Source organism: Burkholderia sp. Bp9142 (assembly GCF_003853415.1).
In the GTDB taxonomy this organism is placed as follows: Bacteria; Pseudomonadota; Gammaproteobacteria; order Burkholderiales; family Burkholderiaceae; genus Burkholderia.
This window is the reverse complement of sequence record NZ_QTPP01000048.1, coordinates 23,036-44,652: the sequence shown is the minus strand read 5'-3', so window position 1 is coordinate 44,652 and position 21,617 is coordinate 23,036. Positions and strand designations below refer to the sequence as shown.

At 66.5% G+C, this 21,617-nt stretch carries 20 protein-coding genes and 1 pseudogene; 18 read left to right on the top strand and 3 right to left on the bottom strand.

All coding sequences use genetic code 11. The features are described from left to right. Positions 1-208 precede the first annotated feature (208 nt). The 5 genes from DIE22_RS33555 (at position 209) to DIE22_RS33535 (ending at position 3,807) form a co-directional block, all read left to right on the top strand. Positions 209-1,015, top strand: a complete 807-nt coding sequence (locus DIE22_RS33555; RefSeq protein WP_124607086.1) for a transporter substrate-binding domain-containing protein — start codon at positions 209-211, stop codon at positions 1,013-1,015. A gap of 89 nt (positions 1,016-1,104) precedes the next feature. Continuing rightward, on the top strand, positions 1,105-1,791 hold the full coding sequence (locus tag DIE22_RS33550; protein ID WP_124607085.1) for an amino acid ABC transporter permease: 687 nt from the start codon (positions 1,105-1,107) through the stop codon (positions 1,789-1,791). Next, positions 1,788-2,438: an amino acid ABC transporter permease gene (locus DIE22_RS33545; protein WP_124501867.1), complete on the top strand. Its 651-nt coding sequence runs from the start codon at positions 1,788-1,790 to the stop codon at positions 2,436-2,438. Before DIE22_RS33550 ends, DIE22_RS33545 begins: the two co-directional genes overlap by 4 nt. After that, positions 2,425-3,174 (top strand): amino acid ABC transporter ATP-binding protein, encoded by a 750-nt coding sequence (locus DIE22_RS33540; RefSeq protein ID WP_124607084.1) that lies wholly within the window; start codon positions 2,425-2,427, stop codon positions 3,172-3,174. The genes DIE22_RS33545 and DIE22_RS33540 overlap by 14 nt, the downstream gene beginning before the upstream one ends. 102 nt (positions 3,175-3,276) lie before the next feature. After that, entirely contained in the window at positions 3,277-3,807 is a 531-nt protein-coding gene (locus DIE22_RS33535) for a GNAT family N-acetyltransferase (protein WP_124607093.1), read from the top strand. A 27-nt stretch (positions 3,808-3,834) separates the two neighbouring features. Here the strand turns inward: DIE22_RS33535 and gcvA are convergent, their stop codons facing one another. Beyond that, a complete protein-coding gene (gcvA, locus tag DIE22_RS33530) occupies positions 3,835-4,713 on the bottom strand; it encodes a transcriptional regulator GcvA (protein ID WP_124607083.1) in 879 nt (292 codons plus the stop codon). Positions 4,714-4,839: 126 nt separating this feature from the next. On the opposite strand from gcvA, the gene argH reads away from it, so the two are divergent. The 13 genes and pseudogenes from argH to DIE22_RS33465 all read left to right on the top strand — a co-directional run bounded on the left by argH (position 4,840) and on the right by DIE22_RS33465 (position 19,251). Further along, positions 4,840-6,273, top strand: a complete 1,434-nt coding sequence (gene argH / locus DIE22_RS33525; RefSeq protein WP_124607082.1) for an argininosuccinate lyase — start codon at positions 4,840-4,842, stop codon at positions 6,271-6,273. Then, the gene (locus tag DIE22_RS33520; protein ID WP_124501863.1) at positions 6,267-7,160 is read left to right on the top strand and encodes an amino acid ABC transporter permease; all 894 of its coding nucleotides are present in this window, start codon (positions 6,267-6,269) and stop codon (positions 7,158-7,160) included. Before argH ends, DIE22_RS33520 begins: the two co-directional genes overlap by 7 nt. Beyond that, on the top strand, positions 7,157-7,960 hold the full coding sequence (locus tag DIE22_RS33515; RefSeq protein WP_124501862.1) for an amino acid ABC transporter ATP-binding protein: 804 nt from the start codon (positions 7,157-7,159) through the stop codon (positions 7,958-7,960). Before DIE22_RS33520 ends, DIE22_RS33515 begins: the two co-directional genes overlap by 4 nt. A gap of 96 nt (positions 7,961-8,056) precedes the next feature. Then, positions 8,057-8,890, top strand: coding sequence for an ABC transporter substrate-binding protein (locus DIE22_RS33510; protein WP_124501861.1), 834 nt, complete (start codon positions 8,057-8,059; stop codon positions 8,888-8,890). A 7-nt stretch (positions 8,891-8,897) separates the two neighbouring features. After that, positions 8,898-9,770: a polysaccharide deacetylase family protein gene (locus DIE22_RS33505; RefSeq protein WP_124501860.1), complete on the top strand. Its 873-nt coding sequence runs from the start codon at positions 8,898-8,900 to the stop codon at positions 9,768-9,770. Beyond that, positions 9,767-10,675: a polysaccharide deacetylase gene (locus DIE22_RS33500; RefSeq protein ID WP_124607081.1), complete on the top strand. Its 909-nt coding sequence runs from the start codon at positions 9,767-9,769 to the stop codon at positions 10,673-10,675. The genes DIE22_RS33505 and DIE22_RS33500 overlap by 4 nt, the downstream gene beginning before the upstream one ends. Further along, positions 10,672-12,060, top strand: a complete 1,389-nt coding sequence (locus DIE22_RS33495) for an MmgE/PrpD family protein (protein WP_124607080.1) — start codon at positions 10,672-10,674, stop codon at positions 12,058-12,060. The genes DIE22_RS33500 and DIE22_RS33495 overlap by 4 nt, the downstream gene beginning before the upstream one ends. Positions 12,061-13,151: 1,091 nt before the next feature. After that, the gene (locus tag DIE22_RS33490; protein WP_124607079.1) at positions 13,152-15,476 is read left to right on the top strand and encodes a YjbH domain-containing protein; all 2,325 of its coding nucleotides are present in this window, start codon (positions 13,152-13,154) and stop codon (positions 15,474-15,476) included. Between the two features lie 54 nt (positions 15,477-15,530). Then, positions 15,531-16,247: a carboxypeptidase-like regulatory domain-containing protein gene (locus DIE22_RS33485; protein ID WP_124607078.1), complete on the top strand. Its 717-nt coding sequence runs from the start codon at positions 15,531-15,533 to the stop codon at positions 16,245-16,247. A 125-nt stretch (positions 16,248-16,372) separates the two neighbouring features. Beyond that, positions 16,373-16,759: a type II toxin-antitoxin system PrlF family antitoxin gene (locus DIE22_RS33480; RefSeq protein WP_260426830.1), complete on the top strand. Its 387-nt coding sequence runs from the start codon at positions 16,373-16,375 to the stop codon at positions 16,757-16,759. Beyond that, positions 16,680-17,186 (top strand): type II toxin-antitoxin system YhaV family toxin, encoded by a 507-nt coding sequence (locus tag DIE22_RS33475; protein WP_124607077.1) that lies wholly within the window; start codon positions 16,680-16,682, stop codon positions 17,184-17,186. Before DIE22_RS33480 ends, DIE22_RS33475 begins: the two co-directional genes overlap by 80 nt. A gap of 292 nt (positions 17,187-17,478) precedes the next feature. Further along, positions 17,479-17,646: pseudogene (locus DIE22_RS33470) on the top strand (helix-turn-helix domain-containing protein); the annotation flags it as partial. Positions 17,647-17,880: 234 nt separating this feature from the next. Then, the gene (locus DIE22_RS33465) at positions 17,881-19,251 is read left to right on the top strand and encodes an MFS transporter (RefSeq protein ID WP_124502005.1); all 1,371 of its coding nucleotides are present in this window, start codon (positions 17,881-17,883) and stop codon (positions 19,249-19,251) included. Between the two features lie 228 nt (positions 19,252-19,479). Here DIE22_RS33465 and DIE22_RS33460 read toward each other — a convergent pair whose 3' ends face one another. Then, entirely contained in the window at positions 19,480-19,668 is a 189-nt protein-coding gene (locus DIE22_RS33460; RefSeq protein ID WP_124502004.1) for a hypothetical protein, read from the bottom strand. 486 nt (positions 19,669-20,154) lie between these two features. Continuing rightward, entirely contained in the window at positions 20,155-21,462 is a 1,308-nt protein-coding gene (locus DIE22_RS33455; protein WP_124502003.1) for an NtaA/DmoA family FMN-dependent monooxygenase, read from the bottom strand. Between the last annotated feature and the right edge of the window lie 155 nt (positions 21,463-21,617).

The following is a 21,617-nucleotide window of genomic DNA, read 5'->3' as shown; positions in this document are numbered from 1 at the left end:
TTTGGTGCGCCGGCGCGCGCCGCGAATGGGCAACCGCTGCGGCCGGCGCCGGCTCATGCACCGAAATGAGGAATGCAGTTCGCCGACATTTCCGTCAAGTGCCGCTGCGACAGGCCTTGCACGGCAATGGCCCGGTTTTTGCTGGAGTTGCCGAGGCCGCGCAACGTTGCGCGCTGCCCGACGACATACCAGACAAGGAAGATTCACCGTGAGCCCGACGATCCGACCGTTCCCCCGACGCACCTGGCTGGCTGCGCTGATTGCAGCACCCGTGATGGCGCTGTTCGCTGCTGCACCGGCGCATGCCGACGCGCTCGATACCATCGCGAAAAACGGCGCGCTGCGCGTCGCGGTGCCTGAAGACTATCCGCCGTTCGGCTCGGTCGGTACGGACATGCAGCCGCAGGGCTATGACATCGACATGGCCGAACTGCTCGCCAAATCGCTCGGCGTGAAGCTGAAGCTGGTGCCCGTGAACAGTGCGAACCGGATTCCGTACCTGACGACCAACAAGGTCGACATGGTGATCTCGTCGCTCGGCAAGACGCCGGAGCGCGAGAAGGTCATCGACTTCTCGACCGCGTACGCACCGTATTTCCAGGGCGTGTTCGGGCCGGCCGACGTGAAGGTGGGCACGCCCGCCGACCTGACCGGCAAGACCGTCGGCGCCACGCGTGGCGCGCTCGAGGAGATCGCGCTGTCGCAACTGGCGCCGAACGCGACGATCAAGCGCTTCGAGGACAACAACGCGACGATCCAGGCATTCCTGTCGGGACAAGTGCAGCTGATCGCCGCCGGCAACATCGTCGCGGCGGCGATTCTCGCGAAGAATCCGCCGCGCCGGCCCGAGGTCAAGTTCGTGATCAAGAATTCGCCGTGCTTCGTCGGCGTCAACAAGAACGAACCGCGCCTGCTCGCGAAGATCGACGACACGATCGCGCATGCGAAGCAGGACGGCACGCTGGGCGCAATGTCGAGGAAGTGGCTCGGCCAGCCGTTGCCGGCCGGACTGTGACGGATCGCCGTGTCGCCTGACACGCCGCCGCGGCCGGCCTGCCCGGCGCGGCGCGTGTCGTTGCCCGAACCCGAATCTACCCCCTTCCCATGAGCTACCAGCTTCAATTCGGCGAGCTCGCCGATTACGCCAGCGTGTTCGCGAGCGGCGCGGCGATCACGCTCGCGCTGACCTCGGTCGCGACCGTACTCGGCGTGGCGCTCGGCGTGCTCGGCGCGGCCGCGTACAGCGCCGACGCGCGCGCGGCCGTGCGGCTGCGCCCGCTGATCGGCGCGTACGTCGAGGCGATCCGCAATACGCCATTCGTCGTCCAGCTGTTCTTCCTCTTTTTCGGCTTGCCGGCACTCGGCGTGCACATCGGCGAATACACGGCCGCGATTCTCGCGATGACGCTCAATCTCGGCGCGTACTCGGTCGAGATCGTGCGCGCGGGCGTCGCCGCCGTGCCGAAAGGGCATCTGGAAGCGGCATCCGCGCTGGCGATGTCGCGCGCGCAGATGCTGCGCCACGTCGTGCTGCCGCAGGCGCTCGCCAAGGTGTTTCCGGCGCTCTCGAGCCAGATCGTGATCACGATGCTCGGGTCGGCGGTCGTGTCGCAGATCTCGGTGGCCGACCTGACCTATGCGGCGGGCTACATTCAGTCGCGCAACTTCCGCGCATTCGAGACGTATTTCGTCATCACGCTCGCGTATCTGGCGATGGCGCTGCTGCTGCGTGCGACGCTCGGCTCGATGGGGCGCCGCCTGTTCTCCCGTCGCGTGCGAGGTGCGCGATGACCGATTTCACGTTCGGGCAGATTCTCGCGAACCTGCTGCTGGCCGCGCGCTGGACGATCGTGCTGTCGATCGTGTCGTTCCTGTCCGGCGGCCTCGTCGGCCTCGGGCTGCTCGTGATGCGCGTATCGAACTCGACGCTGCTGCGCGGCTGCGCGAAGCTCTATATCGAGGTATTCCAGGGCACCCCGTTGCTGATGCAGCTGTTCATCGTGTTCTTCGGCCTGCCGCTCGTCGGTCTCGACGTTCCTCCGTGGGTCGCGGCCACGGCCGGGCTCACGTTCTTCACCAGCGCGTATCTCGCCGAAATCTGGCGCGGCTGTGTCGAGGCGGTGCCGAAAGGGCAGTGGGAGGCGTCCTCGAGCCTCGCGATGAGCTACGTCGAGCAGCTGCGGCACGTGATCCTGCCGCAGGCCGCGCGCATCGCGATCGCGCCGACCGTCGGCTTCGGCGTGCAGGCCGTGAAGGATACGGCGCTGGTGTCGATCATCGGGTTCACCGAGCTGACGAAGGTCGGCATCGCGATCTCGAACGCGACGTTCCGGCCGTTCGTCGTGTACGGGCTCGTCGCGCTGATCTATTTCGTACTGTGTTATCCGCTTACCCGTTACGCGCGCACGTTGCAAAGGAGATGGCATGCCGCTCGTTGAAACCCGTGGTCTCGAAAAGAACTTCGGCCCCCATCATGTGCTCAAGGGCATCGATTTCTCCGTCGAGCGCGGGCAGGTCGTATCGATCATCGGCCGCAGCGGCTCGGGCAAGAGCACGCTGCTGCGCACGCTCAACGGGCTCGAGAGCATCGACGCGGGCACCATCTCGATCGACGGCGAACGTGTCGATGCACGGCACGCCGACCTGCGTGCGCTGCGGCTCAAGGTCGGGATGGTGTTCCAGCAATACAACCTGTTTCCGCACCTGAGCGCCGGGCAAAACGTGATGCTCGCGCAGTCGGTCGTGAAGAAGGCGCACCGCCAGCAGGCGCGCGCGATCGCGGAGCTGATGCTCGAGCGCGTCGGCCTCGGCGACAAGTTCGACGCCTTTCCGGAACAGCTGTCGGGCGGCCAGCAGCAGCGCGTCGCGATCGCCCGCGCGCTCGCGATGAAGCCGAGCGTGCTGCTGTGCGACGAAATCACGTCCGCGCTCGATCCCGAGCTCGTCGGCGAGGTGCTGGGCGTCGTCGAGCAGCTCGCGCGCGAGGACATGACGCTGATCATGGTCACGCACGAGATGAACTTCGCGCGTGCGGTGAGCGACCGGATCGTGTTCATGCATCAGGGCAGGGTGTGGGAGAGCGGCACGGCGGAAGACATCTTCGAGCGGCCGCAGACGGTGGAGTTGACACGGTTTCTGGGCAGCGTCCGCCACACCGAAGCCGTTGCGCGCTGATCCGCGCCGCCTGCGGAGTGCTGACATCGTCGCCCGGATCGTCGACAATCCCCGGCGTATGCACCGTGCCCGCGCGTGCCAAGCCGCCCGAGAGAGTCTTCCATGTCCGGAATAGCCATCAGGTCCGCCAACGTCGACGATGCGCAGGCGATCGCCGATTTTCACGTCAAGGTCTGGCGGCATACCTATCGCGCGCTCGCACCGGCGCAAGCGCATGCCGTCCTCGACGAGCACTATCGCGGCAGGAAATGGCGGGAAAAGCTCGCATCGCGCGACGGTGACCAACGGGTGCTCGTGGCGGAAACCGACGGCAGGATCGTCGGAATCGGGGCGGCCGGCGCGCCGTCGGAGCCGATCTTCGGCGACCGTGGCGAGATCAAGTTCCTGTATGTCGACCCCGCATTCAAGCGTCGCGGCATCGGTCGCGCGCTGCTCGCGCAACTCGCTACGCATCTGAACCACATGCGGTATCGGGGCGCGGCGTTGAGTGTCGTCAAGGGCAACGACGCCGCGATCGCCTTTTACGCGTCGCTGAACGGCCGCTTGGCAGGCGAGTATGTCGATGCCGGGCCGGTCTGGCGATCGCACAACATCGTGATGGTGTGGGACGACCTGGCGAGTCTCGTTACCTGAGCCCGCCACCTGCCGCGCGCACGCGCGTCACGCCAGGCGGGCGCGCAGCCACGTCGTGAACGCGGTCACGAGCGGCGAATCGGCCAGTTCGTGACGCGTGACCAGATAGTAGGCGTGACGAGACGGCACCGTCGCGCTGAACGGCCGCACGAGCGTGCCGTCGATCAGGTCGTCGCGCACGGAGAGGCTGTCGCCGAGCGCGACGCCTTGCCCGTGCACCGCGGCTTCGACGCCGATGTGCGCATTGCCGATTTCCAGGATGCGGATGCCCGGCAGCTTGTCCGCGTTCGCTTCCGCCAGCCAGCGCATCCACGAACCCGCGTGCTCGCAGAACAGCGTGCGTCCCGCGAGATCCTGCACCTTGCGGATGGCGTCGGGCCCGTTCATCAATGCCGGGCTCACGACCGGGAACAGCGCCGGATGCGCGAGCAGCTCGACGCTCCGGTTCCGCCAGTTGCCTTCCCCGTACCGAATGCATACGTCGACGTCGGTCGAGTAGGTCTCGCGATCGTCGTTCGACGGAATCACCTTCAGGTGGATTCCCGGATAGCGCTCGAGGAAATCGCCGATGTGCCGGGCAAGCCAGCGCGACGTCAGCGACAGCGGCGTCGACACGACGAGATCGCCGGCGGCCGCCGGCGAATCGAGCCTGACGGTGGCGTTCGCGATCATGTCGAACGCGGCGCCGACCGGCTCCAGCAAGGCCTCGCCTTCGGGCGTGAGCTTCACGCGCGCCTTTGATCTGATGAATAGCGCGACGCCGAGCGTGCTCTCGAGAATCCGGATCTGGTGGCTGACCGCGCTCGCGGTCACGTGCAGTTCGTCGGCGGCAGCCGACACGCTGCCGCGCCGGGCGGCGGCCTCGAACGCGCGAAGCGGGTTCAGCGGGGGCAGGCGATTGCGCATCGGCGGTCGCGTCCGAGGCGACGGTGCTGAGAAAAATTGCATTTAAGCGGATTCAATTTCTCGCTACAACAAAAAAAATTGAATGCCTACAGTGGGGACAATCCAACCGAGTCGAGGTCGACCGCAATGAGCCTTACCGAACCGATCGAGCGCCTGTGGGGCGGACGCTTCCAGTCGAAACCGTCCGACGCGCTGCTGAACCTGTCGCGCTCCGATCCGAGTTTCTTCCGCCTCGTGCCGTACGATCTCGCGGGCTCCCGCGCCCATGCACGCGAGTTGAATCGCGCCGGCATCGTGAATGACGACGAACTCGCGCAGTTGCTGACCGCCATGGACGGCATCGCGCGCGACTACGCGGCCGGTGCGATCGCGCCGTCGCTCGCCGACGAGGACGTGCACACCTTCCTCGAGCGCGTGCTCACGCAGCGGCTGCCCGCGCTGGGCGGCAAGCTGCGCGCCGGGCGCTCGCGCAACGACCAGGCGGCGAACGACCTGCGCCTGTACCTGCGTGACAAGGCACGCCAGCTCGTGCGCGGCGTGCTCGACCTGCAGGATGCGCTGGTCGGCCAGGCGAGCCGGCACGTCGACACGGTGACCGCCGGATTCACCCACCTGCAGCCCGCGCAGCCGATCGTGTTCGGTCATCAGCTGCTTGCGCACGCGCAGTCGCTGTATCGCGACGCCGACCGCCTGGTCGACTGGGACCGCCGCACCGCGCGTTCGCCGCTCGGCGCGGCCGCGCTCGCGGGCTCGGCGATCTGCGTGCGGCCCGAGCTGTCCGCGCGGGAGCTCGGCTACGACGCGCCGTGCGAGAACTCGATCGACGCGGTGGCCGCGCGCGATCACGTCGCCGAATTCGTGTTCGTCACGAGCATGCTGGCCGTGAACCTGTCCCGCCTGTCGGAAGAAGTGATCCTGTGGACGTCGCGGCAATTCCGCTGGGTGGAACTCGATGACGGCTACGCGACGGGCAGCTCGATCATGCCGCAGAAGAAGAACCCGGACATCGCGGAACTCACGCGCGGCAAGGCAGGACGCCTGATCGGCAACCTGACGGGCCTGCTCGCGACGTTGAAGTCGTTGCCGCTCGCATACAACCGCGATCTCGCGGAGGACAAGATCGCGGCGTTCGATTCGATCGACACGCTCGAACTCGTGCTGCCCGCGATGGCGGGAATGATCCGCACGATGCGCGTGAACGTCGACGAGATGCGTCGCCAGGCGCCGCTCGGCTTCACGCTCGCAACCGAGGTCGCGGACTGGCTGGCGCTGACGGGTGTGCCGTTCAGCGAAGCACACGAGATCACCGGCACGCTCGTGCGCGCGTGCGAGCGCGACGGCGTCGAGCTGGCCGACGCGAGCGCGGAACAGCTGCAGGCCGTCGACACGCGCCTCGCACCCGAGGTGCGCGCGCATCTGACGCTGGACGCGGCCGTCGCGGCCCGCGGCGGTGCGGGCGGCACGTCGCCCGCGCGCGTGCGCGAGCAGATCGGCCGCCTGAACGACGCGATCGAGCGCCAGGCCGCGTGGGCCGCCGCCTACCGGGGGCCGTCATGCTGAGCGCATCCGATTCGAGCCGCCTCGACGGCGCACCGGAGCCGGCCGCGCGCGCGGCGGACGGCACCGCCGGGCTCGTTCGCGTGCGGCGGCGCTACTGGGGCCGCTATGTCGCGTCGATCGCGATCATTGCCGCGCTTGCCTATGTGGCGGTCGCGTTCGCGCGCGGACAGATCGAATGGCGCGTCGTCGGCCAATTCCTGACCGCGCGCTCGATCCTGACGGGGCTCGCCAACACGATCGTGATGACCGTCCTCGCGATGACGCTCGGCGTCGTGCTCGGTGTCGTCACCGCGGTGATGCGGCTGTCGTCGAACCCGGTGCTCAATGCGATCGCGCAGGGTTACATCTGGCTGTTCCGCGGCACGCCGGTGATCCTGCAACTGCTGCTGTGGTTCAACCTCGCACTGGTGTTTCCGACGCTCGGCATCCCGGGTATCGCCGAATACCGGACCGTCGACGTGATGACGCCGTTCCTCGCGGCGGTGCTCGGGCTCGGCATCAACCAGGGGGCCTATACGTCGGAAGTCGTGCGGGCAGGGCTGCTGTCGGTCGACACGGGCCAGTACGAGGCCGCGAAATCGATCGGCATGGCGCGCCTGCAGGCGCTGCGCCGGATCATCCTGCCGCAGGCGATGCGCGTGATCGTGCCGCCGATCGGCAACGAGCTGATCGGCATGGTCAAGCTGACGTCGCTGGCGAGCGTCGTGCAGTACGCGGAGATGCTGCACAACGCGCAGAACATCTATTACGCGAACGCCCGCGTGATCGAGCTGCTGATCGTCGCGGGCATCTGGTATCTCGCGGTCGTCACCGTGCTGTCGCTCGCGCAGGCGCGCGTCGAACGGCGTTTCGCGCGCGGCGCGGGCAGGGCGGCGGGCCGCAAATGAACGACACGACCCTCAACCTTCGGGAGAACGCCATGACGAACGCGGTCGTTCGCGCCGTCGACGTACGCAAGTCGTACGGTGATTTCCAGGCACTGCACGGCATCACGCTCGACGTCGCGCCCGGCGAAGTCCTGTGCATCATCGGGCCGTCGGGCTCGGGCAAGAGCACGTTCCTGCGCTGCATCAACCAGCTCGAGACGATCAGCGCCGGCGCGCTGTGGGTCAACGGCGAACTGGCCGGCTACCGCCGCGCCGGCGACCGGCTCCACGAGCTGTCGGAGCGACAGGTCGCACGCCAGCGGCTGGCGACGAGCATGGTGTTCCAGCGCTTCAACCTGTTTCCGCACAAGACCGCGCTCGAGAACGTGATCGAAGGCCCCGTGCAGGTGCTCAAGCGCCGCCGCGCGCAAGCCGAGGAGGAAGCGCGCGCGCTGCTCGCGCGCGTCGGGCTCGCGCACAAGTGCGACGCGTTTCCGATCGAGCTGTCGGGCGGCCAGCAGCAGCGCGTCGCGATCGCCCGGGCGCTCGCGATGCATCCGCAGCTGATCCTGTTCGACGAACCGACATCGGCGCTCGACCCCGAACTCGTCGGTGAAGTGCTGGCCGTGATGCGCGATCTCGCGAAGAGCGGGATGACGATGATCGTCGTCACGCACGAGCTCGGGTTCGCGCGCGAGGTGGCCGACCGCGTCGTGTTCATGGACGGCGGCCGGATCGTCGAGAGCGGACCGCCCGACCAGGTGCTGTCCGCGCCGACGCACGCGCGTACGCGCGAGTTCATCTCCGCCGTGATTGCATGAACGGGCCGGTCGCGCCGCACCGCCGCGACCGATCGATCGAGCCGCCGACAAGCGCGGCGTAGTCCTCCATTACTCCATCAAGACAAGGCGACACCCATGAAAGCATCCGTCCTGACCCGCACGCTGGCCGCTGTCGCATTCGGCGCACTCGCGCTTCACGCACCGTTCGCCGCCGCGCAATCCGCGAGCGCGAAACGCACGCTGAACGTCGCGATCGTGCCGAACTACCCGCCGTTCGAATACAAGGATCCGGCGACCGACAAGCTGGCGGGCTTCGACGTCGATCTCGGCGAGGCGCTCGCCGCGAAGATGGGCGCGAAACTGAACTGGGTCGAAACGAGCTTCGACCAAATGATGAGCGCGGTCGCGACGCAACGCGTCGACATGATCCTGTCCGGCATGACCGACCTGCCGACGCGCCGCGATGCGGTGACGTTCGTCGACTACATCGAGACGGGCCCGCAGTTCTATACGCTGAAGACACGCGCCGGCGAGTTCGCGCAGATGGGCGCGCTGTGCGGCAAGCGCGTCGGCTCGAGCCGGCGCACGTCGTTCCCCGACAACACCACCGCGTGGAGCGCGGAGAACTGCGTGAAGGCCGGCAAGCCGGCGATCGTCGTCGTCGGCACCGACGGCTCGTCGGACGCGCGGATGCAGTTGCGCCAGAACCGCATCGACGCGGCCGTGCAGGGCGGCGAGACGCTGCCGTACCAGAACGGCCTCGAGCAGAACGCGTATGCGCCGGTCGGCAAGCCGTTCCTGTCGCAATACACGGGCATCGGCGTCGCGAAGAGCAATACCGCGCTGAGCAGTGCGCTGACGACGGCGCTCAACCAGCTGATCGCGGACGGCTCGTACCAGAAGCTGCTCGCGAAGTGGGGACTCCAGGAGCACGCGGTGGCGAAGGCGATGATCAACGGCACCCGCTGAGCGAACGATGACGGACCTGGCTCCCCGCTGGCCGGACGCGAAGCGCGCGTGCGTCGCGCTCGCGTTCGATCTCGACGGTCCGACCGGCGACGCGATGCTGAACGGGTCGATCTGGCGCAATCCCGCGTATTTCACGCTCGGCAGCTACGGGCCGTGGCGCGCGCTGGGGCGGCTGCTCGACATGCTCGCGTCGTTCGGCCTGCCCGCGACGTTCTTCGTGCCCGCGTGGGTCGCGCGGACCTGGCCCGCGCCATGCGCGGCAATCGTCGAGCGCGGCCACGAGATCGGATATCACGGTTACCGGCACGAGGCGTTCTGGACGCTCGCGCCCGAGCGGCAGCGCGAGATCATGGCGCAGTCGGCCGACGTCTTCCACCGCACGCTCGGGGTGCGTCCAGTCGGGTTCCGCACGCCGTCCGGCGACTGGAGCGAGGCGACCGTGGCGGTGCTGCGCGAAGCTGGCGTGCGCTATTCGAGCTCGATGCGTGGCGACGACCGTCCCTACCTGCTGCCCGGTGCGGACGGCGAGCCGCCGCTCGTCGAGATTCCCGGCCGTTGGGAGACCGACGATTACGCGTCGCTTGCGTATCACCGCAACCCCGACTATCCGGCCGGGCTCGACCGGATCGCCGGCTACGGTGCGACGCTCGACAACTGGATGCGCGAATTCGACGGCGTATACCGCGAAGGGCTGTGCCTGACGACGCTGCTTCATCCGAAAGTCTGCGGCAAGCCGGGGCGCATCGCGCTGCTGGAGGCCTGGCTCGGCCACATGTGCGCGCAGGAGGGCGTGTGGTTTGCGCGCTGCCGCGACGTGGCCGACTGGTGGCTTGCACAACATGCGCAACCCGCGCAACCCACTCACCGGAGCGGCATGTGAAGACACCGCCTTCCTGGCCCGGCGGCGCGCGATGCGCGGTCGCGATCACGGTCGACTTCAACGACATTCATGGCATCCAGACACGCGAGCCGCGCATCGTCGGCCGTGAAAAATCGCTGTCGGCATGGCGCTACGGCGCGACCCGCGGCGTCGACCGGCTGCTCGCGGCGTTCGACGAATTCAGCGTGCCGACGAGCTGGTTCGTGCCGGGCCGTGTCGCGCAGACGCATGGCGACGCCGTGCGTTCGATCGCGGCCAGCGGGCACGAGCTCGGCGTGAGCGGTTTTCGCTGCGAGGATTTCGACGCACTGCCGCTGGCCGCGCAGATCGATGCGTGCCGCGCCGGGCGGGCGGCGCTCGCGGACGCCACCGGGTGCGGCGTGGAAGGCTTTCGCTCGTTCACGGGCAACTGGGCCGAAGGCTTTGCGGACTTTCTCGTGGCGGAAGGCTTCACGTGGTCGTCGTCGTGGCGCGGCGACGACTTGCCGTACCTGCATCCGCGCGGCGACGGGGGCACGGACGACGCGCGGCTCGTCGAGCTGCCGCTGCACTACGAACTCGAGGACGAGCCGTACTTCGAGTTCAACCTGTCGCCGCCGGTGCCGGCCGGTCAGCCGCGTATCGCCGCATACCGAGACGTGCTCGACAACTGGCGGCACGACGTCGACGGGTTCCGGCGCTTCGGGCTGTGCTGCGTGCTGCGCCTGCATCCCGAGGTCATCGGCACGGCAGGGCGGATCGACCTGCTGCGTGCGTTGCTCGCCCATCTGCGCGACGCCGGTGACGTCTGGTTCGCGAGCGGGCGCGACGTCGCGCGCTGGTGGCGCGAGCACGTGAGCGCCAACGAGCCGGACCATCCGGTCGATGTGTTCGCACGTTGCGTGGCAGAGGAGTCGGCGCGATGACGATGGATACCGAAACGCGCGCCACGCGGCTCGCGACGTTCGTCGCGCAGACACCCGCCGCCGCCGTGCCTGACGATGTCGTCGCGAAAACCAAGCGGCACGTGCTCGATACGTTCGGTGCCGCCCTGGCTGGCACGTCGGCCGTCGAGACGCGCAGCGCACGTGCGCTCACCGGCGCCGTCGCGCGCGGCGGTGCGTCGCTGTGGGGCACGCGATGCAGGGCAGGGGCGCGCGACGCCGCGTTCGTCAACGGGATCGCCGCGCACGCGCTCGAGCTCGACGATGCCGGCGGCTGCGATCATTCGGGTGCCGTCGTGCTGCCGGCCGTGCTCGCCGCGCTGTCGTGCGCGGGCCGCCCCGTGACGGGCCGGGAATGCGTGACGGCGATCGTGCTCGGCTACGACGTCGGCCGGCGCGTGCTGGAAGCAGCCGGCGGCTACTCGGCCCACAACGGTGCCGGCTGGCACTCCACGCTCAGTTGCGGCGTGTTCGGCGCGGCAGCGGCAAGCGCGCGCGTGCTCGGGCTCGACGCCGCGCGCACGCGCGACGCGCTGGGCCATGCGGCAAGTTTCTCCGGTGGCCTGTGGGGCTTCATCCACGATGGATCGCAGACGAAGCGGCTGCATGCCGGGCGCGCGGCGGAAGGCGGTGTGCTCGCGGCGCTGCTGGCACGCGAAGGCGTGAGCGGCCCCGCCCGGGTGTTCGACGACGTGTGGGGTGGTTTCTTCAACACCTTCGCCGCGCAATCGCATGCGCCCGACGCACTGACCGACGGCCTCGGCGCGCACTGGAAACTGATGCGCTGCTCGATCAAGCCGCACGCGTCGTGCCGCAGCGCGCATGCGGCAGTCGACGCGGCGCTGCAGCTTGCGGACGGTCGCACGTTCGAGGCCGGCGGGATCGAGCGGGTGGTCGTGCGGGCGAGTGCGTTCGTTGCCCGGATGTGCGGCGGACGCGACCTGTCGACGCTGTCGTCGGCGCAGATGAGCCTGCCGTACGCGGTTGCGGCGGCCTTTGCGTATGGCGACACGGGGATCGGGGTTTATCGCGACGACCGGCGTGCGGATTCGCGCGTCACGGCGTTGCTCGCGCGCATCGCGATCGAGATCGATCCGGCGCTGGGCGATCTCGACGAGCCGACGGTGATCCTGCATCGCGCGGACGGACGGCGGGAATCGCGTCACGTGCCGATCGCGCTCGGCGACCCTCGCAATCCGCTGTCCGATGCGGCGCTGCTGGCGAAGTATCGTGCGCTGGCGGGCATGGCGCTCGAGCGTGCGCAGGTCGATGCGTTGAGCGACACGTGCCTGTCGCTGGAGCGGTTGGCGGACGCGCGGGTGCTGAACGTGCTGCTTGCGGGGAGTGCGGAGCGGTGTCGATCGTGATTCAGTGAATGCCGACGGCGTGGTGAACCGATATGGCTTCTGGCTGAGTTCAAATGTCCGTACATGGAGATGTCCGCTTTAGCGCCGCGTAAGCTGAAGCGGTTGGATAGCACCGTCGCGTCCTTGCCGTCGATCGCCCGAAAGCTTACAAGCATCGGCCTATCTCATCGATCTCGAACAGCTTGCTCCCGATGGCTCAGCGGGACGACTTGTGTATAAGCCGATGCCGTAAACGGCGTCAAAATCACGGGGACCCCGCATCGGCGTGTTTACGATCGTCGCGTATCTGTCTTTCCGGGCGCGCAAGCATCGATCGCGCGCAGCGCGTGTCCCGTCGCGCTCCGTCTCGTATCGCCGCGCCGACCATCAGTCGTGCGCGCGCACGCATCAAGCGATTGATTCGATACGGGTTTATCGGGTGTTCAAGCGAAAGGCGATCCCGTTCGCGCGCTCGGGCATGTTTATTTCCGTCGACTCAACTTGTCGGATTTGATCAAGAATTCGGCGCAGATAGCGCTTCCGGTTTCCATTAGACTTACTCGCATATAGGTAACGATCCGTAATGCAGGAGCGAGACATGCGAACCCATGGGAACGCACGTCTGAATGTAACGATTGCCCACGGACGTGTACTGCAAGGCGTCGGCACGATCGCCGGACGCGTGAGCATGTGGTGAAAGTCGTTTAATTATTAAGTCATGCGAACGAAATAAATGTTGACGAAATCCGGTGCCGATTACGGTCGCCGGGCTTGATTGCGCGAGCGAATCGCTTCTGGGAACGGTCCACGCCGCGGGACGAGGTGGGCGCGCCAAATCGCTGACGGGCGCGCGATGTTGGGGGGGCGTTGCCATGTGTCGATCCCGGTGCCAGGTGGTCGGCGTGCGACAGCGATCGGAGTTACGCATGCCGGTGCGGGCGAAGCGCCATTCCGCGGGACGGGGTTGGGTGCAGGATCGTGATGGATCTTCGATCGCATCGTCGCCGCATGGGCGTTCACGGCCACGAGCGATGCCAGTGCCGCGGCGGTGCGTGTCGACGTTCGGCGATGTCGAATGCCACACACGATACGAACAATCAAGTACACGACCGATGATAATCAAGCTACGTGCGAACGCGACCACGAACAAGCCGGCGGCCGTTGCCCTGGGGGCAGCGTTGGCATTTTCCCTGCCGGCTGGTGCGGCGGGCACGCCGGTGCTGACATCGCTGGGGCAGTCCGGCGGGCTCTTGATTCCATACGGATTCACGCTGCCGGAGGGGACATTCGAGGGGCAATACAACAACTACATCGATCCACGGTTCGGGAACCGGACGACGAGTTCGGACATCGTCTGGGGCGCGATCGGCCTGTTTCCCCACGTGGAGGTATCCGGCGGTCTGGCGAACTATCCAGGCGACGTACGCGCGAGGGTGCCGGGCTACGACCATATCGTGCTTCGGCATCTGATGGCGAACGCAAAGGTCTCGATTCCGAAGTTCTTCACATACCAGCCGGACATCGCGATCGGCATCAATGACGTTGGCGGGCAAACGCATTACTTCCGGTCCACCTACGGTGTCGTATCGCAAGTGCTCGGGCCCGCGACGCTGACGGTCGGCTACGGGCATGGCGACCGGCTCGACGGGGTGTTCGGCGGCGCCGAGCTTCGGCTGTGGCACACGGGCCTGTCGCTGCTGGCGGAGCACGATTCGAAAACGCCCTATGCGGGCATCCGCTTCCAGTCGCCGCCGATCAAGTGGCTGGCCGACGCGAGCCTCGTGGGCACCGTGATGCGCTCGCTGAGGCATACGGACAGCATCGCGCCGCGCACGTCGTTCTCGATCGGCGTGCAGATTCCGCTCGGCAGGCGGTTCGATGCCGCGCGTTGCGGCGATGGCTTGTGCGGCGACGCGCCGGTTGCCGCGGCAGGCACATCGGCGCCGGACGACGCGCGCGCGGCGGACGACGACACGCTGCGACCTGCGGCCGCGCTCGCGCCGCTCAGGGCATTCACGCGGATCGAGCCTGCCACGCCTGCGGCGGCGGACGCGTCACGCGACGATCGAGTCATGCCGTCGCTTCACACGCCGCCGGATCTCGTTCGGACCGCCGCGCCGGCAGTCGACGCGGTGCCGGACCCGGCGGCGCTCGACAGGATCGTGCGCGCGCTGACGGACGCCGGACTCGAGCGCGTGCGCGCCGGCATGGCGGGCGCGGATCTCGTCGTCGAATATGAAAACCACCGCTACAACCAGAACGAGGCGGACGCGCTGGGCATCGCGCTCGGCGCGGCAGCGGAGTACGCGCCGAAGGGCGTCGAGACCGTGCGCGTCGTGATCAAGAAGGCGAACGAGCCGGCGGGCGAGGTGAGCGTCGATCGGGCGGACTACGCGCGCTTCGTCGCGGGTGGCGCGTCGACCGCCGCCGGCGCGTCGCTGTCGATGCGCACGCGGCCGACGCACGATGCGGATTCGCTCGCGTGGGTGGGCAACGCCCGCGCGCACGGGCTCGTACGGATCCAGATCGCGCCGGTCACGCGCTACCTCTACGGCACTGACTACGGCAACTTCGACTACTCCGTGGGCGCGAAAATCCAGGGCTTCGTGCCGCTGTGGCGCGGCGCGGAACTGTATTCGAGCGTGATCGTGCCGATCGCGAACAGCAAGAACATGGACAACGGCCGCGTCTACGACCCATACCGCTTGCGCGGCGGGCTGTCGACCGTTGCGCTCGTGCAGAGCTTCTGGATTGCGCCGCGCGTTTTCAACGTGACCGCGCTCGGCAAGTTCGACCTCCAGTACCTGGGCGTCGAGAACGAGACGACCGCGTTCGTACCGGGCCGTCCCGACGTGGTGCGGCTGAAGCTCGCCTATCTGCATCACGAGCCGGGCAAGGATGCGCTGCCGGCGGAGAAGAACGCGCTGCTCACGTACCGGTGGGTCGAGCCCGCGTGGAAGATGTGGATCGAGGCGGGCGTCGCGCGCTATGTCGGTGGCGACAAGGGCCCGCTGATCACGTTGACGCACTGGTTCGACGACGTGTCGTTCAGCGTGCAGGGATGGCACAGCGGCCACGGCTCGTTCGTCGGCGCGTCGGTCAGTTTCCCGTTGACGCCGCGCCAGGGCATGAAGCCGGGGATCGTGCAAATCAACGGGCCCGAGCAGTTCTCGCTCAATTTCCGCACGCGTGTCGGATCGTCGAACTATCTCGCGCAAGACGGCGCCGAGAATCTCGACTTTGCCTACAACGCGCAACAGTTCCTGCTCAACCAGGGGCGCTTCAGCGCCGAGTACTTCGCGACGCAGCTTTACCGGATGCGCGATGCATACAAGCGCTACGCGCATTCCGCCGGGGTGGCGCCGCCCGCGACGGAGGCGGCGCTGCCGGCTGACGGCGTGCAGCCGTCGGCCGCGCGCGAGGCAAGCATTCAATGATCGAGGGACCGGAGAGTCCTCAGGAAAATCGAGTTGACCTAACGGAGAAAATCGATGAAGACGATGAAGAAAGCGGCACTGAGGGTATTGCAAGTCGGCACGTTTGCGCTCGCGGGTACGCTCGCGGCATGTGGCGGGGGCGACGACAGTACGAGCACGACGCCTTCGAACGCGTCGTCGGCCACGATCAGCGGCACGGCCGCGACCGGCGCACCGATGGCGAACGCGGCGATCACGATCGTGTGCGCGACCGGCAACGGTTCGGGCACGGCCGACGCGAACGGCGCGTTCTCGGTCACGTTCGTGCTCGCGGGGCCGTGCACGATCACCGGCACGAACGGGACGACCACGCTGCACTCGTTCGCGAGTGGCGGCGGCACGTACAACGTGACGCCGTTGACCGAACTGCTGCTGACCTATCTGGCGGGGCAACTGGGCACGGACCTGAACGGGCTGCTGTCGGGCCTGGCGTCCAATCCGACGTATCAAAGCGCGTTGACGAACCCCGCTGCCGTTGCGGCTGCGGCGAATGGGGTTGCCCAGACCATCAAGAACGAAACCGGCGTCGCGCTGTCGACGTCCGCGTTCCTGACGACGTCGTTCAAGCCCGGCCAGGCCGGCCAGGATTCGGACCTCGAAGCGCTGAAATCGAAGGGCGCGATCGGAGGAAACGGCCAGCCGTCTGCGACGCTGCTCGGCAAGGTGGGCGACGCCGGCAAGGCAGCTGGCAAGCCCACCGGCGGCACCGGCGGCAGCGGCAACCCGGCGTAACGGCGAGCGAAGCCGCGCGCGGCGCAGTGCGCGCGGCTTCACATCCGGCGCGTTGCCCGCCACGCGGTTCGATGGCGAACTCGCGCGCCCGGGCAACTGCGCCTTGGCGGCTGATATGACTCCCCGTGTCAATCGGGTTCGTTTTTTCAGTTTTCGAAGGCATGTTGCCTGAATTTCCTGAGGGCGACGTAGCAGTAAAGCGCGACAAAATCCGCTACACAATCCGCCCCAGCGGGGAGGTGGTGCTGACCCGTGTCGAGTCCTCGGAGGAGGACGACCCGGTGCTCGGTCAGTTCCTGCGCTTTTTGGCTGGGGACATCGTCAGCCACCCTGAGCGCCTGCAGGCCATTGATGCCGAGCTTGTGCAGCGTCTTCAGTCGCTGACCGTCGGCGTCGAAGTCGATCTCGATGCCCCCTGTCGGCAGACGATGAATGAGCGGCAGCAGGCACACACCCTTGCATATCCACGGCTGGACGGTTTTTGCTCACCCGCTGTTTCTTGCTCAGCTTGAAGCGCTGACCCAGCAAGTCGAAATGCTCAAGCAAAAAGATCCTAGCGGGTACGTGACGAAGAACGCCACCAAGCGACTGGCGGCGATTACAACGCTAGCGTTCGATGTGATCCCACAAGAACCGGCGCGTCCGGAATACCGGCAAGGCAACGCGCTTGGCGAGGAGCATAAGCACTGGTTCCCGGCCAAGTTCTTCCAGCAGTACCGGCTTTTTTCCCGGTATCACGCGCCGAGCAAGGTGATCGTTTTCGCGTGGGTAAATGATGAGGACACCAAACGTGCCTACGAGAGCAGCGACGACGCCTACCGGGTGTTCCGCAAGATGCTCGAAAGCGGACATCCTCCAGACGATTGGAGCCAGTTGTTGATAGAGGCTCGCGCCGACGGCCAGCGCTTGCAGCGGTTCGCTGCCGGCATTGGCCCGTAAGGTTTGGCCTCCATGGCGAACAGGGTTCTGGGAAGCATCAGTCGTCGATCGCAGCTTGAGGTCGCGGAGCACGTGCGACCCACGATTTCCGCCGAGGGCTTGGGAAGAAAATTCCGCAAAACGCGGACACCGTGCCAGCCCCTACAAACCAGCAACCATATTTGACATAAGGCAAATTAGCGATTTTTTAGTTGTAGTAGCTTTTTAGAAATGTCGTGTTCTAGCCATTTAGAAATGTCGCGTTTGGACCTCGGTAAGCTTGCCGGCTCCCCGTCAGATCATGGAGCCGGCGATGCACCGAACAGCACTGGTGACATTGAACATGCGAGAACTCGACCGTCTGAAGGTAATCCAGGCTGCAGTGGATTTGGGCCTGAGGCCTGGCCGCGCGGCCGAACGACTGGGCCTAACGGTCCGGCAGATCGAGCGGCTGGTGATTCGATACCGGGAGTCAGGTGCGGTCATCGAACGGTCCGCGAATTCCAGTTCGGCATCTGCGTGTGTTCAGTTCGAACATCACGCCAACCTCGTCGCTGCCGCGGCGAATGACAATTTAATATCATATTATGATATATAAGGATGGCTTAATGAAAGATCGGGACGCAGTGGAAGCCATTCGCAACTCGCGCTTGCCGGAACCTGTCACGGGGCGTAAGGTTTATTTCTCTATCGCCCTTTTTCGGGAGATATCAAAATGGCTGCCATGCAATCCGCGGCCACGCCCCTCTCCGACGAGGAAGCCCGGCGCCAGTTGCACCGCGCCGTCATCGCCAGCACGATCGGCACCACGATCGAATGGTATGACTTCTTCCTCTACAGCACGGTCACCGGCCTGGTCTTCGCAAAGCTGTATTTCCCGCAATCCCACCCACTCGTCGGCACGCTGCAGGCGTTCCTGATCTATGCCGTTGGCTTTGTCGCACGGCCTGTCGGCGCGGCGATCTTCGGCCATTACGGCGACCGCATCGGACGCAAGGCCACACTGATCGTGACCCTGTTGCTGATGGGGCTCGCCACGTTCGCCGTGGCCTTCGTTCCGACCTACGCCGCGATCGGCATCTGGGGCGCCGTTATCCTCACGGTACTGCGCTTCATCCAGGGCGTCGGCGTGGGTGGCGAATGGGGCGGCTCGGTCCTGATGTCGATGGAGTGGGCGCGCACCAATACGCATCGCGGTTTCGTCGCGTCGTGGCCGCAGTTCGGCGTGCCTGCGGGATTGTTCCTCGCCAACCTTGCCGTGTTGGCCATGAGCTGGTTTTCCGGCAGCGCTTTCCTCGCGTGGGGCTGGCGCGTGCCGTTTTTCCTCAGCATCGCGCTGGTTGCGATCGGGCTCTATATCCGCCTGAATATTCTCGAGACGCCGATCTTCGCGAAGCTGCTGGCCGAGCGTCGGATCGAGAAGACGCCGATGCTCGAAGTGCTGCGCAAGCAGCCGAGGGATATCGTGCTGTCGGCGTTTGCGCGGATGGCCGAACAGGCGCCGTTCTATATCTATACGGCGTTCGTGTTCACTTACGGGATCACGGCGCTGGGCGTCACGCGCGAACTGCTGCTGGCGGCGGTGCTGGTCGCATCCGTGGTCGAGTTCGTCACCATTCCGCTGTTCGGGCACGTGTCGGATCTGATCGGGCGGCGGAGGATGTACATGATCGGTGCGGCTGCCGCCGGCGTGTTCGGATTCGTCTACTTCGCGATGGTCGATAGCCGGAATCCGGTATGGATCTTCGCGGCCATCGTGTTGTCGCTGGTCCCGCATTCGATGATGTATGGACCGCAGGCTGCATTGATTGCCGAGTCATTCACAGGGCGGCTGCGGTATAGCGGCGCGTCGATGGGTTATCAGCTCGCTTCGGTCATTGCCGGTGGCCCGGCACCGCTGATCGCAACGGCGCTGTTTGCCTACTACCACTCGGGGTATGCGATCGCGGCGTACGTGCTGGTGTGCGCAGTGCTGAGCGTGGTCGCCGCATCGAAGCTCGGGGACTATACGAACAAGGATATTTCGCGGGAATACGACGACGCTCGGGGTTTGGGGGATCATGGGCACGCGCCGCCGGTTACTTGACGAACTCGCCAGATCAGGCAGGCGATGACGACGGCAGCCGCGACCCCATCGCGTCACGGGCTGGTGGGCCGACACGCTGGGCCGCACCGCGAGACGGCGCCGGGCGACGCAGAACACGGAGCCGTCCAGTCCGGAACAGGTCTGACGACGGGGCGCGATATGCGTGCTACGCCGTTCGTGATTCCGCGCTCGCCGCTGTCGCGCAGCGGTTCGCCCGGCGTAACCGGGTTATCGCTCGCTGACCTTCACGCGCGGCAGCCATTCAGCCTCGGCGCCCTGCGTACCTTTCAGATGAGCAGGCGTCGCGTCCTGCGCGTGCACGTCGAAACGGCGTGCCGCCTCGGTGTCGAGATGCCGGCCATCGAACGTCGACTGGCGACGGGTAATCATGTTGATGCGAAGGCGTTTTGCCGCCATGGTCGGTATTCCTTGAGAAAACGGTACCCCGCTGACAGGCGGGGTGCCATAGATTTACGCGAGAAAAATGTCGCCGCGATGACGCGGCGCGCGACGCAAATCCCCCACCCTCTCCTCTTTCCTCCGGCAATCCCCCCTCAAACATCCACCCACATCCTCGTCACTCGCGCTTGCAAGGTTAGGGAGGCCCAACCCGCGCAAATACGAGGGCAGATGCTGGCCCTGCCGCTGCGTGTTGCACGTGATAGCTACCTGCGGCTTGTCGCAACGCGAGTGACCTGGTCGCTCGACGGTTTAACGGCCGGTCGTCGCGGATTGTGCCCGCGACCGCACTCGCGGCCGTCGCCCCGCTGGCATCCGGTCTGCACCTTTCGACTGCACCGGCAACAGCACGTCACGGCTCATGTCACGCAACTCCCCTATCGTTCGTTTCGCCTCGGCCGACGCCCGACGCGGCGGCTGGCACACCGCTCGCCCCTCGTCCGTTCACGCCGTCACGGTCGCACGCCGCACCGCCGGCAGTTCCAGATTCGCGCGAAAATCCCCGCCCACATAGTCGGTATCGAGCAGATCGCGCCGGCGCAATTCGGGCAGCAGACCGTTGAGCAGCAAGTCCTCCTGGTCCGGCTGGCCGAGCCCGTGCAGCGACAGCACGTCGACCAGCCCCGCGCGATAGCGCGTTTCGATCGCATCGGCGAGCTGCTCCGGCGTGCCGGCGACGAACCAGTGGCCGGTCTCCTGTGCACGGACGATCAGCTCGCGCAGCGTCAGCCGCTGGCGGGCGTAGCCGACGAAGATCGCAACACGTCCGCGCCGGCGATGCACGCTGTCGATCGCCGGCAGCAGGGATGCCGGCAACGGCTGGTCGAGCGGCAGATCGCGCAGGTCGACGCCGCCGCCGAACATGTCGGCGAGCTTCAGCCTGCCTTGTTCGTAATCGATTCGTTCATGCTTGTCGCGCAACCGCCGTGCGACGTCAGCATCGGATTCGCCGATCACCGAATGAAATGAGTTCATCACGAGCGGCACCCGGTCGCCGCGACCGAATGCGGCAGCCTGCCGATGCAGTTCGGCGACGAACGCGCGCGCATCGTCGAGCGTCGGCTGCGACGTATAGACGACTTCCGCAAACCGCGCACCGAGCGTCACGCCGCTCGCCGACTGACCTGCCTGGAACAGGACGGGCCGCCGTTGCGCCGAAGGCGGCACATTCAGCGGCCCCTGCACCTGAAAGTGCGCACCGCGATAGTCGATCGTGCCGAGCTTGCGCGGATCGACCGAGATGCCGCCGCCCTGCCCGCGCCGCGTCGCGTCCGGATCGTTCGCGTCGAACAGCGCGTTGACGACTTCGACGAATTCGGCCGCACGCGCGTAACGTCGTTCCGGGTCGGGCAACCCCGCATCGCCGAAATTCTCTTCGCCGACCGACGACGTGACCGCGTTCCACGCGGCGCGTCCGCCGCTCACATGATCGAGCGTGCCGATCAGCCGTGCGAGGTTGTACGGATGGTGATACGTCGTCGACACCGTCGCGACGAGTCCGATGGCCGATGTCGCCTGGCTCAGCGCCGCCAGCGCGACGATCGGTTCCTGGCTGCCCGTGGTACCGGCGAGGCCTGCCAGATCGGCCTGCAGCAGATCGGCGGTGAAGAGGCCGGTGATCTTCTCGGTTTCCGCCTTGCGCGCGAGCGATGCAGCACGCCGCACGCCCTGCGCAACCTCCGCATCGCCGGGCGCATACAGCACGCTTGCCGCGCCGACGAGCGTCTTCAGTCGTCTGCGTGCGCCGCTCATGACGCGGCCCCGGTCATCCCGCGGGTGCTTGCGGCGCGTGCCGCGCGTCGTTCGTCATGGTCGTTCATCTGCATTCCTCGTGATTCCGTTCGATCGGAGGAGGCATGTCGGCATCGCGATGGCAAGTGCGCTCGCATCGGATCGTCCGGCAGGCT

Bases quoted from the DNA above. Each gene is read 5' to 3' on its own strand.
- gcvA (WP_124607083.1), bottom strand. From the start codon at position 4,713: ATGCGCAATCGCCTGCCCCCGCTGAACCCGCTTCGCGCGTTCGAGGCC.
- DIE22_RS33455 (WP_124502003.1), bottom strand. From the start codon at position 21,462: ATGAGCGGCGCACGCAGACGACTGAAGACGCTCGTCGGCGCGGCAAGC.
- DIE22_RS33490 (WP_124607079.1), top strand. From the start codon at position 13,152: ATGATAATCAAGCTACGTGCGAACGCGACCACGAACAAGCCGGCGGCC.
- DIE22_RS33535 (WP_124607093.1), top strand. From the start codon at position 3,277: ATGTCCGGAATAGCCATCAGGTCCGCCAACGTCGACGATGCGCAGGCG.
- DIE22_RS33520 (WP_124501863.1), top strand. From the start codon at position 6,267: ATGCTGAGCGCATCCGATTCGAGCCGCCTCGACGGCGCACCGGAGCCG.
- argH (WP_124607082.1), top strand. From the start codon at position 4,840: ATGAGCCTTACCGAACCGATCGAGCGCCTGTGGGGCGGACGCTTCCAG.
- DIE22_RS33485 (WP_124607078.1), top strand. From the start codon at position 15,531: ATGAAGACGATGAAGAAAGCGGCACTGAGGGTATTGCAAGTCGGCACG.
- DIE22_RS33495 (WP_124607080.1), top strand. From the start codon at position 10,672: ATGACGATGGATACCGAAACGCGCGCCACGCGGCTCGCGACGTTCGTC.
- DIE22_RS33510 (WP_124501861.1), top strand. From the start codon at position 8,057: ATGAAAGCATCCGTCCTGACCCGCACGCTGGCCGCTGTCGCATTCGGC.
- DIE22_RS33505 (WP_124501860.1), top strand. From the start codon at position 8,898: ATGACGGACCTGGCTCCCCGCTGGCCGGACGCGAAGCGCGCGTGCGTC.
- DIE22_RS33545 (WP_124501867.1), top strand. From the start codon at position 1,788: ATGACCGATTTCACGTTCGGGCAGATTCTCGCGAACCTGCTGCTGGCC.
- DIE22_RS33460 (WP_124502004.1), bottom strand. From the start codon at position 19,668: ATGGCGGCAAAACGCCTTCGCATCAACATGATTACCCGTCGCCAGTCG.
- DIE22_RS33540 (WP_124607084.1), top strand. From the start codon at position 2,425: ATGCCGCTCGTTGAAACCCGTGGTCTCGAAAAGAACTTCGGCCCCCAT.
- DIE22_RS33515 (WP_124501862.1), top strand. From the start codon at position 7,157: ATGAACGACACGACCCTCAACCTTCGGGAGAACGCCATGACGAACGCG.
- DIE22_RS33465 (WP_124502005.1), top strand. From the start codon at position 17,881: ATGGCTGCCATGCAATCCGCGGCCACGCCCCTCTCCGACGAGGAAGCC.
- DIE22_RS33475 (WP_124607077.1), top strand. From the start codon at position 16,680: ATGAGCGGCAGCAGGCACACACCCTTGCATATCCACGGCTGGACGGTT.
- DIE22_RS33550 (WP_124607085.1), top strand. From the start codon at position 1,105: ATGAGCTACCAGCTTCAATTCGGCGAGCTCGCCGATTACGCCAGCGTG.